The 15,099-nt window shown below is 49.7% G+C and carries 13 protein-coding genes; 4 read left to right on the top strand and 9 right to left on the bottom strand.

Features of this window, described 5'->3' with window-relative positions; all coding sequences use genetic code 11:
• Positions 1-66 precede the first annotated feature (66 nt).
• A complete protein-coding gene (locus tag KWJ01_RS24050; RefSeq protein WP_224999677.1) occupies positions 67-1,416 on the bottom strand; it encodes a Gfo/Idh/MocA family protein in 1,350 nt (449 codons plus the stop codon).
• Between the two features lie 291 nt (positions 1,417-1,707).
• Here KWJ01_RS24050 and KWJ01_RS24045 point away from each other — a divergent pair, with 291 nt between their 5' ends.
• Together KWJ01_RS24045 and KWJ01_RS24040 are read left to right on the top strand one after the other, a co-directional pair.
• Positions 1,708-3,102 (top strand): DUF1080 domain-containing protein, encoded by a 1,395-nt coding sequence (locus KWJ01_RS24045; protein ID WP_224999676.1) that lies wholly within the window; start codon positions 1,708-1,710, stop codon positions 3,100-3,102.
• Positions 3,103-3,290: 188 nt separating this feature from the next.
• Positions 3,291-3,659, top strand: coding sequence for a hypothetical protein (locus KWJ01_RS24040; protein WP_224999675.1), 369 nt, complete (start codon positions 3,291-3,293; stop codon positions 3,657-3,659).
• Positions 3,660-3,722: 63 nt separating this feature from the next.
• Here the strand turns inward: KWJ01_RS24040 and KWJ01_RS24035 are convergent, their stop codons facing one another.
• From KWJ01_RS24035 to KWJ01_RS24025, 3 genes are all read right to left on the bottom strand, one after another.
• Positions 3,723-5,201 carry a lipopolysaccharide assembly protein LapB gene (locus tag KWJ01_RS24035; protein WP_224999674.1) on the bottom strand — a complete coding sequence of 493 codons (1,479 nt, stop codon included), beginning with the start codon at positions 5,199-5,201 and terminating at the stop codon, positions 3,723-3,725.
• 3 nt (positions 5,202-5,204) lie between these two features.
• Complete coding sequence (gene thiL / locus KWJ01_RS24030) at positions 5,205-6,242, bottom strand: thiamine-phosphate kinase (RefSeq protein ID WP_224999673.1); 1,038 nt, start codon at positions 6,240-6,242, stop codon at positions 5,205-5,207.
• A gap of 144 nt (positions 6,243-6,386) precedes the next feature.
• On the bottom strand, positions 6,387-7,331 hold the full coding sequence (locus KWJ01_RS24025) for a 3-oxoacyl-ACP synthase III family protein (RefSeq protein ID WP_224999672.1): 945 nt from the start codon (positions 7,329-7,331) through the stop codon (positions 6,387-6,389).
• 401 nt (positions 7,332-7,732) lie between these two features.
• Here KWJ01_RS24025 and KWJ01_RS24020 point away from each other — a divergent pair, with 401 nt between their 5' ends.
• Entirely contained in the window at positions 7,733-7,885 is a 153-nt protein-coding gene (locus tag KWJ01_RS24020; RefSeq protein ID WP_224999671.1) for a hypothetical protein, read from the top strand.
• Positions 7,886-7,909: 24 nt separating this feature from the next.
• On the opposite strand, the gene mce is transcribed toward KWJ01_RS24020, so the two are convergent.
• The gene (gene mce, locus KWJ01_RS24015; protein ID WP_224999670.1) at positions 7,910-8,317 is read right to left on the bottom strand and encodes a methylmalonyl-CoA epimerase; all 408 of its coding nucleotides are present in this window, start codon (positions 8,315-8,317) and stop codon (positions 7,910-7,912) included.
• Positions 8,318-8,498: 181 nt separating this feature from the next.
• Here mce and KWJ01_RS24010 point away from each other — a divergent pair, with 181 nt between their 5' ends.
• On the top strand, positions 8,499-8,825 hold the full coding sequence (locus tag KWJ01_RS24010) for an iron-sulfur cluster assembly accessory protein (protein ID WP_224999718.1): 327 nt from the start codon (positions 8,499-8,501) through the stop codon (positions 8,823-8,825).
• Between the two features lie 139 nt (positions 8,826-8,964).
• Here the strand turns inward: KWJ01_RS24010 and nth are convergent, their stop codons facing one another.
• The 4 genes from nth to KWJ01_RS23990 all read right to left on the bottom strand — a co-directional run bounded on the left by nth (position 8,965) and on the right by KWJ01_RS23990 (position 15,062).
• A complete protein-coding gene (gene nth, locus KWJ01_RS24005; protein ID WP_224999669.1) occupies positions 8,965-9,690 on the bottom strand; it encodes an endonuclease III in 726 nt (241 codons plus the stop codon).
• 202 nt (positions 9,691-9,892) lie between these two features.
• Positions 9,893-11,782: an amidophosphoribosyltransferase gene (locus KWJ01_RS24000; protein ID WP_224999668.1), complete on the bottom strand. Its 1,890-nt coding sequence runs from the start codon at positions 11,780-11,782 to the stop codon at positions 9,893-9,895.
• Positions 11,783-11,788: 6 nt separating this feature from the next.
• Positions 11,789-13,315, bottom strand: a complete 1,527-nt coding sequence (locus KWJ01_RS23995; protein ID WP_224999667.1) for an NADH-quinone oxidoreductase subunit N — start codon at positions 13,313-13,315, stop codon at positions 11,789-11,791.
• 16 nt (positions 13,316-13,331) lie between these two features.
• Positions 13,332-15,062 carry a NuoM family protein gene (locus tag KWJ01_RS23990; protein WP_224999666.1) on the bottom strand — a complete coding sequence of 577 codons (1,731 nt, stop codon included), beginning with the start codon at positions 15,060-15,062 and terminating at the stop codon, positions 13,332-13,334.
• Positions 15,063-15,099: the final 37 nt, after the last annotated feature.

Here is a 15,099-nt window from a genome sequence, read left to right as displayed (position 1 = left end):
ACTTTTTCCGGGAACATTGATTGTCTCCACTGTTAGCAGACTTTGAAGAAGGTTCAGCAGCAGCTGTTACCCTACCACTACCTCCTGGGTCTGATCATCAAAAGTTATTTTTTTGCCGGTGTGCAGGGCGGTGGTACACATGATATTAGCCACAGAATGGTTGTAGCCTGCTCTTATATCAGCATTTGGAGTTTTCCTGCTGCGGATACACTCCATCCAGTTGCGCATGTGGGCACTGGTTAGGGTATCATAACCCATGTTGGCATCGGTGGCGGCCTTGGAGTTGGTTTCAATGGAGCGCTCTTCCAGCAAGTTTGCCTCCATGCCCATGGCCTTTGCCATATCTTCTTTTAGCCCGCCTTCCGGAGAGATTTTATTTGTATCTAGGTTGAGCATGCCACCATTGGAGAAATAAAGTTCCTTGACGCCTCCTGCCGAATTGTGCATGCGGGAGGAGTACACCACCTGAAAACCCTTTGTCTTATCATCTTTAGGGCCATAATCAAAAACAGCCGTCATGGTATCGGCATTCTCGCGCCCGTCTTTCCACACATATACCCCACCGTTGGCTACCACACTCCTGGGATGATCGTAACCGCTGAACCAGTGCACGGTATCGATCTGGTGCGACATCCACTGGCCGGGTATGCCGGAAGAATAAGGCCAGAACAGCCGGTATTCCAGGTATTTCCGGGGGTCCCATTCCGCGCCGGGAGTGCGGTTAAGCAGGTACCTCTGCCAGTCAACGTCTTCTTTCCTGATGCTGCTTACCAGCTCGGGCCTGCGCCACCTGCCGGGCTGGTTTACATTCCAGGTCATTTCTACCATGGTAATAGGGCCAAACTTACCCGATATAATGTATTCGTTGGCCTGCATATAATTATCGCCGCTGCGGCGCTGGGAACCAATCTGTACAATACGGTCCGATGCTTCCACAGCTTTCAGTATGGCACGGGCATCTTCCATCGATTCGGCCATTGGCTTTTCTATATAAGCATCTTTACCTGCCTGCACCGCTTCTATGCCATGCAGGGCATGCTGGAAATCTGCCGTGCTGATGATCACGGCATCCAGATCTTTCAGGCCATACAATTCATCGTTGTTCCGCGCAGCTACTATCTTGCGGGCGCCGGTGTTTTCTTTCAAATAGGCCACCCCCTCATCCCTGCGCCTGTTCCATATATCAGAAACAGCCACCAGTTCAAAATTCATTTCTTTAGAATGCCTGATAAATTCAGGAATCAAGGTATGCCTGGCCCTGTCGGAAAAACCCACAATTCCTACCCTTACCCGATCATTGGCACCCAGAATTTTACCATAGCTCCTGCTACTAAAACCAACTGCCAGCCCAAGGGTGCCAAGTGCTGCCTTTTTGATAAAATCTCGCCTGCCTTTAAAATTATTGCTTGTAATCATGTTCAGTTTTTTTGTGAGCGGCTGTTAAAAATTCAGATGCAGAAACTACAGGAGCATCCTTAGCTTAATTTATTGATAAGAACTGTAACTTTCGCTATATATTTATAATTTTCCGGACCTGACACAGCAGTTTAGCTGCAGATTGAAAATTTTTGTCATACATTTTTTACTGATGCCGGTTTTTTTGTGCAGCTACCGGAAATGACCTACTCATGCTCATAGCTTGCAGATTCCAATTATTTCGTCATATTGATTACCAGCCTTAGCAATCGATTTAAAATGATTTATACTATGCAACGACTCGCTTTAAGCTGCTTTCTTAGCGGAACAATGCTGTTGTTCCTCACTACCACCGGCTGCCAGCAAAAAACAAATGAGCTGCCGGATCAACAGACCGATGAATGGGTTGAGCTTTTTAACGGTACTGATCTTAGTGGATGGAAGCAGGTAAACGGAAGTGCCCATTATGAAGTAAGGGATGGCGCCATCGTTGGCACCACTGCCACCAATACACCCAACAGCTTTCTGGCTACCGATAAGGAGTACGGCGATTTTATACTTGAATTCGAGTTTAAGCAGGATACCAGCATTAACAGCGGGGTACAGTTTCGCAGCAAATACGATCCGGCCGTTGCAGAAGGCAGGGTGCATGGCTACCAGTTTGAGATGGACCCCTCGGCCAGGCAATGGACAGGTGGCATCTATGATGAATCCCGGCGTGGCTGGCTCTACCCGGTATCGCTGAATCCCGATGCACAAACTGCGCTGAAAAAAAATGACTGGAATAAGGCACGCATAGAAGCCATTGGCAACCAGATCAGGACCTGGCTTAACGGCGTGCCTGTAGCAAACCTGGTTGATACCCTTACAGATAGAGGACTTATAGCCCTGCAGGTACATTCCATCGGTAAAGACAGCGATGCCGGCAAGGAAATTATGTGGCGTAACATCCGCATCAAAACCACAGGCCTGGAGCACCAGGATAATCATACAGCCTTTGTCATGAACTTTATGCCCAATACCTTAACCTCCGAAGAAAAAGAACAGGGCTGGGCACTGCTTTGGGATGGTGCATCTGCCAGCGGCTGGCGTGGAGCGCATCAGAACAGCTTTCCGCAAAGAGGCTGGGAAATGAAAGATGGCGTGCTGAGGGTGCTGGAATCCGGCGGTGGCGAAGCAGTGAACGGGGGCGACATTGTAACCGAAAAAGAATACGGTGCCTTTGACCTCCAGCTTCAGTTTAAGCTTACAGAGGGTGCCAACAGCGGCATCAAGTACTTTGTAACCGAAAACGAAAAAGTAGAGAATGCCTCTGCCATTGGCCTGGAGTACCAGCTGCTGGATGATGAAAAGCACCCAGATGCCAAAATGGGCCGTGAAGGCAACCGCACCCTTGCCTCCCTCTATGACCTGAAAACTGCTAAAAAAGACATACGTTTTTTAAAGCCCGTAGGCCAGTGGAACCATGCCCGCCTGGTGGTGCAGCCCGATAACAGGGTTGAGCACTGGCTTAATGGTGTAAAAGTGCTGGAGTACGAGCGGGGCTCCGAGGAGTTCCGTAACCTGGTGGCCATCAGCAAGTACAAAGACTGGGAAAACTTTGGCGAAGCAGAAAAGGGCCACATTCTTCTGCAGGACCACGGCAACATTGTTTCTTTCAGGAGTATCAAGATCAAAGAGTTATAAACCACAGGCAAAAGCAGTAAATTTGCGCATAGAATTAGAGCCACAGTAAGCCTGGCTTCAGTAGGCAAAAGCCAGTTACACCCAAACAAAGAATAAACTTTCCAAAAAACTGGCTATACACACGCAGCACACAAAGAACATAGTGTTACCTGCGTTAACAAATGCTAGTAGATTAATTAAGGCAGAACATGCAAAACGATCCTGAACTAAACGGCAAATATTTAGGAACCATTACGGCAGATTTTGCCAAAGTAGCCGACACCCTGAAAGAAGCCTCCTACCAGATCCGTAAACGCGGCTTTTCGGAGCATCCCATATTTCCTATCAGCAAAACGGCAATTCCGATAGGGCAGCTGCTGCTGGATAGGCCTTCGCTCTCCCTGGAATGGAACTACTACGCCTCCTTCCTGGATGAGTTTGTGCAGCGAAAGCTGATTGAAAAGGATAAGGTGGAGAACTTTACGGAGGTCTACAAAAATCCAGATGAATTCTGCTGCCTTTTTGTGGTAGACAAGGAGTTCACCAATTTCCTGTACGTACCCTATCCGGAAGACTAAAAATGCAAAAAGCCGCTCATAGAGTGGCTTTTTGCATTTTAAAGAAAGCTTGTGACCACAATGTTACTTACAATGGTCTGCCAGGGCTTTGGTGCCGGCTTCCTGGTCCCAGCTAAGGGCCATTCTGTAGGCATTGCAGGCATCAGCTGTTTTACCGGAGGCTCTTAAAATATCGCCCTTGCGCACATACACCTTTGCATCCTGAGGGTAGAGGCGAATGGAGGCTTCCAGATCTTCCAGGGCTTTTTCAGGATTGTTCAGCTTTTCCCATACACTTGCCCTCACATCAAAATTGGCTGCATCTTTTGGCTGCAGCTCCAGCAGCTGGTTGGCCAGGGGCAGGGCTTTCTGGGCCTCCCCTACCTCTACCATCGCTGTAATACGGTTAAAGAGCAGGGCTGGATCTTCTGGACTTTGCTTCAGGAGCTTTTCATACCACTGGTTTGCCTTCCTGAAATCCTTTTTCACCAGGTAAATACGACCTACCTGGTTTTGCAGCGCCAGTACATCTTCCCCACCTTTGATCAGCTGGTGGTAAAGTGGTTCTGCCTCATCCCACTTCTGCAGCTTAAACAACAGATCGGCAAGACTCTCCTTGATGGCGGCATTTTCCTTGTCTACCTCTTTGAGGTAACGCTTGTACTCAGATACCGCCTTATCATTTTCTTCCAGAACCTCATAGGTTGAGGAAACATTTTGCCAGCCGGTAATGTAGGTTGGGTCCAGTTCTATGGTTTTCCTGAAATGGACCATGGCACCCTTATAATCTTCCTGCTGGTAGAGCACCAGCCCCTGGTAGTTATGTGCACCCACATTTTTAGGATCTACCGCCAGTGCTCTTAGCGCATAATGCTGCACGCTGTCGTACTCACCAAGCTGATAGAACGTTTTTAGGGTTACCACCCAAAAATCTTCATCTTTTGGGTTCAGCACAATGCTCTTTCTTAAAAGCGGAAGCGCATCTTTGTAGTACTCCTGTTTGTAGAGCAGGTTGCCCAGGTTGTAATGGGCCATGGCAAAGGTAGCATCCAGATCAATGGCTCTTCTGTAATCTGCCAGGGCACCCCAGGTATCGCCAATATTCTCCCGGCTTACGCCCCTATCGTTAAAATAGAGGGCCGAGGCGGGATAAGCAGCCAGTAATTCAGTAAAAACACTTTGCGCTTTACCGTACTCGCCTGCCTGCAGATAGCTTTGCGCCTCCTCGTATTTTCTTTTGGCATCGGGGTCAACATTACCCAGCGAAGCCAGCGCCTTACATTCCTTTGCCAGCTCGGCACCGGCACGCTGGCCTACCTCACGGGCTTCTATCTTTTGCTTCTTAATGTACTGCTGCAGCTCTTTTTCATTCTGATTGGCTACTGCCATCAGGCAGTCACGAAGGGCGGTCTGCAGTACCTCACGGTCGGGCGACTCAACAGAGGCAACGTAATCTGTTACGCAGCTGCAGGTTTTGTCTTTTAACTTGGTCATGAATACATCCTGCCCAAAGAGCATTGCAGGCATGAACATAATCAGGAGGAGAGAGAGGTGTTTTGTCATTGACTATTCTTTGAAGTGATTAAAACCCTGTGCTTTGAGCGGTACCACCGTTCCGCCTTTGGTAATCAGGTGGGCCTGACCGGCAAGATCGGTAGCATAGCCAATAAAATGAATATCCGGATGACTTTTTACTTTCTCGTAATCTTCCTGCCTGATGGTAAAGAGCAGTTCGTAATCTTCGCCACCGTTCATTACGCAGGTAACAGGGTCTACATTAAACTCAACGGCGGTATCGTAAGTCATTTTGTCGATTGGCAGGTTTTCTTCGTACACCTGCAGGCCTACCCCGGAGTTTCTGGCCAGGTGGAGCAGTTCAGAAGCCAGGCCGTCAGAAACATCAATCATGCTGGTGGGCACCACCTGGCGCTCACGCAGCTCATGTACAATATCCATACGTGCCTCGGGCCTTAACTGCCGCTGCACAATATATTTGTACTTGCTGATCTCTGGCTTGGCTTCGGGATCAGTCAGGTAAACGGCTTTTTCACGCTCCAGCACCTGCAGCCCAATGTAAGCGGCTCCCAGGTCTCCTGTTACGCAAATAATATCGCCTTTCCTGGCACCATTACGCAGGGCAACTTTATCAGAAGCCACCTCTCCAATGGCAGTTATGGACAACACAAGACCTGCAGCCGATGCGGTTGTATCACCCCCAATCAAGTCTACTTTATAATTGGTGCAGGCCGCTCTTATACCCTCGTACAATGCCTCCACGGCCTCTACGGAAAAACGGTTGCTCAGGCCTATGCTCACTGTGATCTGGGTAGGGATAGCATTCATGGCCGCCACATCAGATACATTAACCGCCACAGCTTTATAGCCCAGGTGCTGCAGGGGCATATAGCGAAGATCAAAGTGGATACCTTCCAGCAGCAGATCGGTTGTTACCACACGCTGAAGATCTGTGGCAGCCAGCACGGCGGCATCATCGCCTATTCCCTTTACACTGCTCTGGTGGTAGTGCTCTACCTTCTGGCTAAGCAGGTCAATCAGACCAAATTCCCCAACTTCACTTATTTCGGTTCGTTTTGGTTCTTCCATAATTAATAGTTTTTGGTAAAGGATCTGACGGTGAACCGCAGCTGTTCAGGAGTAAACTGGGGGACGAAAGGTGATAGATGACTAACAGGGTTGAAAGCCGTGAGCAGGCAGCTCATACCTCACCAAACCACACCCTCCCAACAACTACACTTCTAACAACATGGCTCCGTAAGAATAGCCGCCGCCGAATACGGTAATGATCAGCCGCTGGCCTTTTTGGAGCTTCTCTTTTTTCTCCCAAAGGCCTATACCACAGCCGGCACAGCCTGTATTCCCCAGATACTCCACATTAGAAACAGCCTTATGAGCAGGAAGTCGCAGCGTTTCTGCTACATTATTCGTAATGCGCAGGTTGGCCTGGTGGGGAATTACGTAATCGATATCATCCATATTAAGCCTGTTGCGCTCCATAATGTCGATGGTGGCCTTTGGCATGTACTGACAGGCATGAATAAATACGTCGCGTCCGTTGGGCATGATAATGCCTTTTGCCAGTGGCTTAAGCGTAACACTTTCGGTGGCTTTGCCCCGGGTGGCAGCACCGCCGGTGAGTACATCTACTATGTGAATGTCGCTGTCGGTTTGCCGCTCTTTGCTGATGAACAGGGCACAGGCACCATCTCCCCAGAGGTGGCCGGCTTTTTCGTCTGTTTCTACATTGTAGGCGGTATTGTGCTCGGAGGCCACCACCAGCGCTTTCGTAGCTTTGCCCAGGGCAAAATAACCCTGCACTATCTCAACAGCATTTACCAGCGAGCTGCAGGCAGCAGAAATGGTCACCACTGGTATATCGTGCACATCAATGCTGTGCTGAATGGCATGGCCCAGGGTAACGATGGTATCATGCGGGGTGTAGGTTGCGCCTACAATCAGATCTACCTCCTCAACACCATAGGGTAGTCGGGGCAGTGCTTCCTGTACAGCAGCAATGCCCATGGTTTGGGTATTTTCGTGCGGTGCAGCTTTGCGCCGCTCCCTGATGCCTGTACGAGACACAATCCACTCGTCTGTCAGGTTATTCAGTTCTTCAAAATATTGGTTATCTACAACCGCTTCAGGCAGGTAGGCACCTATGGCATTTAAGTACATGCAGGAAAAATTTTCAGCTCTTCGCCAACACTAAAACTTCTGTTCAGCTCTTGATTCAACAACCCTAATTGCAAAGGGAGGTTTACAAATTTTGCACAAAGGTAATAACAATTTAGCGCTTCACCTTATGTGGTTAACAAGTAGTTTATAGTGATCTACTGTTAACTACTTATTAGCCCTGTAATAAACGGGCTTTATGGAATAAAGCATGTTACGGTATTTAGCCAGTGTGGGGTCATTTTCCGGGAAAAGACCAAATACAGCCAGCACGCTACTGCAAAAAAAGAGTTAGCCAGTAGTATCCCCGAAACAGACCTTAAAATTCCAGGTAAACCATACATAGGTAGGAATGGATGAACTAACGGTAGGTACAGGCGAAGCAACACCTCTAACTTAGTAGTATGAAAAAAATATCTCAGCTGTTATTGCTAGCAGCAGGCTTGCTGCTGTTGGATGCGTGTGGCCCTAAGCCTCAGTACAAAACTGCCGAAGGAAAACGGAAGTTGAAGTACTACAACTCTGTGCAGTACGAACAACCACAGCCTAAGCCTTAAGCGGCACCATCCGTCACCAGCCTTTTAACGGACAGGTCGCTCCTGGCACAACTCTACCAGTACCCCACCGGCATCTTTTGGGTGCAGGAAGCACACTATTTTATTATCGGCTCCGGGCTTGGGCTCCTGGTTAAGTAACCTGAAGCCCTCCTGGCTCAGGCGCTGCATTTCTGCGCGGATATCATCTACTGCATAGGCAATATGGTGGATGCCCTCTCCCCTGTTTTCAATAAATTTGGCAATAGGACCATCTGCACGGGTAGATTCCAGCAGCTCTATCTTGGTCTCTCCCATTTGGTAAAAGGCCGTTCTTACGCCTTCACTTTCAACTTCTTCCGTTTTATAGGCTTTTTGTCCGAGCAAACGTTCATAACGGCTGTTCGCTTCCTCCAGGGAACGAACAGCAATTCCTATGTGTTCTACATGCTTCATGAGCAGCAAATAAAGCAAAAAAGAGAACTTTCCTGCTAAAAAACAGGTTAGCTTTTACAGCCAGACTGTGGGTGAGCAGGCTTCTATCGTTAAAGACACTTTTAGCTTTATAGCCTTAACAGGAGAAAATTTCGGCTTTGTTGCCTAACTTGCACCCGGAAATAGAGAAGATTAAATGACTATGATAAGCGTTACCGATAAAGCAATAGACAGAATCAAGGAACTGCGCGAAACAGAAGGCCGTTCCAGCGATCAGAACATTCGTGTTTCAGTGAAAGGTGGCGGTTGCTCAGGCCTGATGTACGACCTTAGCTTCGATGCTGCCGTACTGCCTTCAGATGAAGTGTTTGAAGACAAAGGCGTTAAAATCCTGGTAGACAAAAAGAGCCTGCTTTACCTTTTAGGTACTGTACTGGACTTTTCCGACGGCCTCAATGGCAAAGGCTTCCAGTTCATCAACCCAAATGCCAGCCGTACCTGTGGCTGTGGTGAGAGTTTTTCTGTTTAAAAGGATATGCTGATAGAGATATTGAGCCCCTGCCCGCTGGCAGGGGCTTTTTGTTTTTCAGCCCCTCCCTGGCGCAAACATCCGCTTTCACCCGGGCAGGGCTATCAAAAAACTGTTATATAAGGAGTAAATGATGATATTATAGAGATAAATCTGTTTTACCACTAGCAGCAATGCGGCCCTGCTGCTTAGGCGGTGGTGCTTTTTCCTGATAGAAGCTGCAAAAGTCATTCAGCACACACTGGTAACACTTAGGCTGAACTGCATGACAAACCCGCTGTCCGTGCCAGAAAAAATGCTTGTGGAATGTGAAGAGTGCATCTGCATCGGCAGGCAGCTGTGCCAGCAGCAGCTTGTGCGCTTTATCGGCAGAGGTGCGGGGCGGCAGTATGCCAACACGTATACTTACCCGGTGCACATGGGTATCTACCGGCAGCACCGGCTTCTTAAAGTTGAAAAGCAGCAGGAGTGTTGCAGTTTTGGGTCCGACACCCGGCAGGCGCAGCAGCCAGTCCATTGCTTCCTGGGTGGGCATGGCTTCCAGAAAATCCAGGCTTGGCGCTCCCCGTTCTGCAATAATCTGTGCCAGGGTTTGCTTGATGTAAGGAGCCTTTACCTCCGGATAGCTGGCAGGCTTGATCATCTCTATAAGTTCCTCCAGCGGCGCATCCCGAATGCCCTCCCAGCTCCCAAAGCGCTCCCACATCCGCTCATAAGCTTTCTTTTCACTAACGTAATCTGTTCGATGTGAAAGAATAGTCATGATAAGTTCCTGCAGCGGTTCCCGCTTGGAATGCGCCTGCTGTGGCCCCCACAGGGACAGCAAGCGCTGACGGCTCTCCTGCAATTTTTCTGACGGACTCATACTGTCAGCTAACGAAGCAGGCAAAGCTAATGTTCGCACTGGTAAAGAGGATGAGAAACAGGTTGGTTAAGCAGGCTAAACCACCTGCTTTCATATAATAAGCACAAGCGGATGCTTGCGCAGGCAAAGTTCATTAACAAAAAAGCAGCCCCGAAAAATCGGAACTGCTCTTCTATTGGGCAACAGATGCTTCTTTGTATGCTTAATAAGCTCTTACGGCTTTGCCTTCCATGTAGTTCATAAAGGCACGGTTTACCACGCGGTTACCTCCTTTGGTAGGATAGTTACCGGTAAAGTACCAGTCACCGATATGGTTAGGGCAGGCAATGTGCAGGTTTTCTACCGTCTGGTAGATAACGTCTACCTCGGCATTAATCTTTTCTGTTTTGATCAGCTGGGCAATCTTGGCACTAATCTGCTCATCGGTAAAAGGTGCATATACCTCCTGAACATAGTTAGGGGCATCAAGCTTGCCTACAGAGGCTGCGCATTTATCGTACACATTATCCAGAATATGGTTCTGCCCCGTTTCGTTCAGCAGGGAAATGGCAGCACGGAAAGCGATAAAATCTTTCAGGCGGCTCATGTCAATGCCGTAGCAGTCGGGGTAACGGATCTGTGGGGCTGATGATACAATGATGATTTTCTTTGGATTCAGGCGGTCCAGCATGGTGAGGATGCTTTTCTCCAGCGTGGTACCACGTACAATAGAATCATCTATCACCACCAGGGTATCCACATCTTTTTTGATCACCTCGTAGGTAGTATCATACACGTGTGCTACCAGGTCGTTGCGGTGTTCATCGTCGGTAATAAAGGTACGCAGCTTGGCATCCTTGATTACCAGCTTTTCGATACGCGGACGGAACGACAGCAGCTGCAGCAGCTCATCATCATTGAAGGCACCTTTGTCCTGCAGGTATTTTTTCCTTTCATTCACCAGGTGGCTTTCCATGCCATCGATCATGCCCAGAAAGCTTACTTCTGCTGTATTGGGAATGAAAGAGAACACTGTATTCTTGAGGTCGTAATCTACAGCATCCAGTATTTGGGGAACCAGCAGGTGTCCGAGTGACTTACGCTCCTGGTAAATATCCGGGTCGGTACCGCGCGAGAAATAGATGCGCTCAAAAGAACAGCTGCGCTTAGGCAATTGCTCAATAAACTGATGCTGCTTGTAGTTACCTTCCTTGTCAACAATCAGGGCATGGCCCGGTTCAATTTCTTTTATCTGGTCGTAGGCTACGTTGAAGGCAGTTTTGATGGCTGGCTTCTCTGAAGCTACCACCACCACCTCATCATCGGCATACCAGTAGGCGGGGCGGATACCGGCAGGGTCGCGGGCTACAAAAGAAGAACCAAAGCCGGTTAAACCTACCATGGCATAGCCACCGTCAAAATCTTTGCAGGCACGTTGTAATACACGCCCCAGGTCTAGCTCCTTCTCAATAATATCGGAAATCTCCTGGTTGGTACGGTCGTATTTGTACTTATCGAACAGGATCTGGTTTTCTTCGTCCAGGAAGTGGCCTATCTTTTCCATTACCGTAACGGTATCGGCTTTTTCCTTGGGGTGCTGGCCAATTTTCAGGAGAATATCAAACAGCTCATCCACGTTGGTCATGTTGAAGTTACCTGCAACGGCCAGGTTACGGCTCCTCCAGTTGTTCTGACGCAGAAAGGGGTGGCAGCTTTCAATGCTGTTTTTACCGTGGGTACCATAACGCAGGTGGCCCAGCCATACCTCACCGGTAAAGGCGTGGTTTTCCTGCAGGTATTCGGCATCGTAATAACGATCTCCGCCCTCTTTTTTAGCCTTTTTCATCTTCTTGGCAATTTTGCTGAAGATGTCGGCAATGGGCTGGTTTTCGTTAGAGCGGTAACGGCTGATGTAGCGGTGACCGGGCGGTACATTGATTTTGATGTTGGCAACACCGGCACCATCCTGGCCGCGGTTATGCTGCTTCTCCATCAGGAGATACAGCTTATTGATCGCATACGTTGGAGAACCGTACTTATCGATGTAGTACTGCAAAGGCTTACGTAGGCGCACTAGGGCAATACCACACTCGTGTTTAATCTGCTCGCTCATCCTGATCTATTGACTTATCGTAAATGCTTCTATCCAGTTCATTACCCAATCGGCCCTGAAGAAGAACAGTACCAGCAGCAGCGCCAGGGCACCCGCCAGTATACGTTCCAGTACAGTACTCCCCTCTACCTGCACAACCGCTTCGGGCTGCTTTTTGAGGTAAAGATAATAGGGTATTTTCAAGTAGTAAAACAAAGCCACAACCGTTGTTGCCAGGCCTGTTAATAAGAGGTACAGCAACATGCTCGATCCGCCACTGCTATATCCCTCCCACAAGGCCGAAAACACCAGCAATTTGGCTGTAAATCCTGCTGTGGGCGGCAAACCGGTTAAGGCTATCATTACCACCACCATCAGCACGCTGCTGTACGACAAACGGCTACCCAATCCCCTGTAATCAGCAATTTTGTAGCTGCCCGTTTCGGCCTTCAGCATACTAACAAGCAAGAAGGCCGCAAAATTCATTAGTATATAGACAAAGCCATAAAAAAGCAAAGCCTTATAGCCCAGTGCTCTGAAAACAAGTACAGCTGCCAGCAGCAGGCCAGAATGGGCAATGGAAGAGTAAGCCAGCAGGCGGCGTGCATCCTGCTGCCACACGGCTGCGAGGTTACCTACCAGCATGGTGATAATGGCCAGCAGGCCCAGGATAAACTGCCAGTCAAAGCGCAGGCCGGCAAAGATAATACCCGCCTCCAGGAAATGGCTTAAGAAACGCATCATCAGGGCAAGCCCCGCCAGCTTTGGTGCAGTAGAAAAAAGTGCTGCCGCCGGCAGGGGTGCTCCCTGGTAGGCATCTGGTGTCCAGAGGTGAAAGGGCACCACTGATATTTTAAAGAGAAAGCCCGCAAGCACCAGAAAAGCCGCCAGCAGCACCGGCAGTATGGGAATGTTAAGGCTCATGAGGCCGCTTTTGAACCCATAAGCGGTAATATCCAGCGTGCCGGTAAAACCATATAGCAGGCTCATGCCATAGAGCATAATGGCCGATGCCACAGCACCAAACAGCAGGTACTTTAAGCCTGCTTCGGCACCCTCACGCCCTCCTGAAAAAGCCGTGAGCAGGTAAGCACAAATTGAGGCTGTTTCTATGCTTAGGTAAATGAGCAGAAGATTTGAGGCCATGCTCATGAGCATGGCAGCCATCAGGAGGCCCAGCAGCAGGGCATAGTACTCCCCGGCGAGCTTTTTCCCTTCCCGAAAAGAAAGCAGTACCGCCAACAGGCCCGAGAGCAGCACCAGCAGTCGAAAGGCTACTGCCATTTTATCGAGCTGTAGGGTACGGGCCAGCAGGTGTACGGGCTCGGCTGGCAGTCCTTTATACAGCAGCATATAAGCCGATGCGGCAATTACCAGCAGGCTTAGCACAGCCAGGCCTTCGTTACGCCAGCTACGAGGAATCAGCAGAGCTCCCAGCAACACCAGCAATACGCCCAGGCCTAAGGTAAGCTCAGGGTACAGCAGGGGCAAATCCTGCAGAATTGCCTGCAGGCTGGCTTTTAATGGCGCTATGGTTGGGGCTTGTGTTTCCACCAGAAGGGTCCGTAGTCTATAAGAAGCGGGTTAAAAGTACCAGGTTACTTCTGCCACGCTCCAGCACCCCCTGCACAAAAGCATCTACAGCTGGGGTAAAAGAGTCAAGCAAGAGGTTAGGGAACAGTCCCATCACCAGCATACCGGCTATAAGCGGTATCAGCAGAAAATATTCCCTGGGGGTAAGATCAGTAAGACTCCCCTCCCAATGCAGCTCACGCACAAAAAACTGGCCGAAGAACATACGCTGCAGGGTCCAGAGGTAGTAGGCTGCTGTAATTACCAGCCCCAGTGTTGCCAGAATTACCATCCAATAGGGTAGTAAACCATTGGCAGAAGGGCTTCTGAAGGCACCCAGGAACACCAGCGCCTCGGCAATGAAGCCAGAGAAGCCAGGCAGGCCCAGGGATGCAAAGAAGGTAATGGTAACCGCCACGGTAAAAACAGGCATACGCCTGGCAAGGCCACCATAATTATCGATGATGCGGTTATGGGTACGGTCATAGAGTACCCCAACCAGCAGGAATAGCGCAGCAGAAACAAGGCCATGGCTGAACATCTGGTAGAGTGCACCACTAACACCCTCAACCGTGAGGGCCGCCAGCCCCAGCAGCACATAACCCATATGAGAAACAGAAGAGTAGGCGATCATTTTTTTAAGATCGGACTGGGCAAGGGCATTAAAGGCACCATACAGAATGGAGAGCACCCCTACGCCTGCCACCAGCGGTGCATAATAAATGGCTCCCTCAGGGAACAGGCTGTAGGGGATACGCAAAATGGCATAGCCGCCAATCTTCAGCAAAATAGCTGCCAGCACAACAGAAACAGGCGTGGGTGCCTCTACGTGTGCATCGGGCAGCCAGGTGTGCACCGGCACGGCCGGCAGCTTAACGGCAAAGCCCAGCATCAGGGCCAGAAAAGCCAGCAGGCGAATGGAATGCCCCCAGAGTTCACCGCCGCCCTTCAGGCTTAGCAGACTTCCCGGAATTAGATTACCTCCATCCATCAGGTGGAGCATGTTGAAGGTATGCACCATATCGCGGGTATTCAGGGCACCCTCCTGCAGCATTACCTGCACCCTGCCGGCCTCCTCCACGCCTGCATGTAGGGCGGTAGCTACCGGGTCAATGCCGGAAATATATAAACCTACTATGGCAATCAGGATAAAGAGCGAGCCTGCCAGGGTGTAGAGGAAAAACTTGATGGAAGCATATGCCCTTCTGGGACCACCCCACATACCAATGAGAAAGTACATGGGCAGCAGCATAAACTCAAAAAAGAGGTAAAACAGCAGCAGATCCAGGGCCACAAAACAGCCTACCACCGTACTGCTAAGCAGCAGGTACAGCAGAAAATATCCTTTCTGGTGCTGATGAATGTTCCAGGAGCTGATAACGCCGATGAACATCACGATGGCTGCCAGCAGCACCAGGCCTACACTAAGGCCATCTACGCCCAGGAAATAATCGGCAGAGAGGTAGCCGATTTCCCCCAGCGGCAGGCTAAACCAATCCAGCTTTTCCACAAACTGGTAGCCCTGCGGGGAAAACACGCCGGCGGGAGCACCAGCACCGGAGCGAAAGCCAGACCATAATGCAACAGCCAGCAGTACCTGTAAGGCGGTGGCAGCCAGTGCAACCCATCGGCCGGCCCCGCTAAGCCTTGCCGGAATCAGCAACAGCACAAGGGCAGCCAGCAGCGGCACAAATATGAGCAGCGAAAGTAAGTGTTCAGTAAGCTCCATGCAAAACAGCTTTTACCGGTTAAACCGGCGCTACAGA

The organism is Cesiribacter sp. SM1, assembly GCF_020178975.1.
GTDB lineage: Bacteria > Bacteroidota > Bacteroidia > Cytophagales > Cyclobacteriaceae > Cesiribacter.
The sequence above is the reverse complement of the archived record's forward strand: the minus strand, read 5'-3'. Positions and strand labels throughout refer to the sequence as shown.